The 680-nt window shown below is 60.0% G+C and carries 1 pseudogene; it reads left to right on the top strand.

The window, feature by feature from the left end:
• A pseudogene (locus A3730_RS31390) lies at window positions 1-680 on the top strand (X-Pro dipeptidyl-peptidase); the annotation flags it as partial.

The following is a 680-nucleotide window of genomic DNA, read 5'->3' as shown; positions in this document are numbered from 1 at the left end:
GAGTTTCGCAGCGCCTGGGGCGCTGTTTTGCTGGGCGTTGGAGGCATTAACAGTGGCTTCGATGTGGGCGTGATGTTTTCGGACCCGTGGCGCAGCGCCTTCGATGGCACCGTCAACCAGGATCTGAAGGACCTGATGTACCAGCGCAGCCCCGCCGCTTTTTGTGACCAGGGCAAATCGCCACACGCCGATGCCCTGTTTATTCAGGGGTTCACCGACACCATGTTTCCGTTCCAGCAGGCAGAGCGCAACTATGAGTGCTGGCAGGAACAAGGGCGCGATGCCCGTATCATCGGCATGCAGGCAGGCCACGTTATGCCCTGGCCCATGCAGCAATGGCGTGGCTGGTTGCCCTTCTATCAGACCGACGACATGGTGCACTGCGGTGATTACAGTGAAACGGCAGTGGATACCATCCTGAACTGGTGGGATGAAAAGCTGCAGTCCGGCGAGAGCCGCGTGCCACAGTATTGCATCAATGTCACTGAAGACCGCGGTATCGCCCTGGATGAGGGGCTGCCGGTCAACAGCACGCAGTACGCTCTGCCCCGCACCAAGGTGACCGTACCACTGGCCGGCGCTTTTGAATGGCTTATGGTCGGCGTAGATACCGGCACGGACCTGTTCCGTGCCATGTGGCCCGGCGCCGATTTGCGTGACATGAAGCCCAATGGCGGCTT

This window comes from Alcanivorax sp. HI0044, from assembly GCF_001634945.1.
The sequence above is the reverse complement of the archived record's forward strand: the minus strand, read 5'-3'. Positions and strand labels throughout refer to the sequence as shown.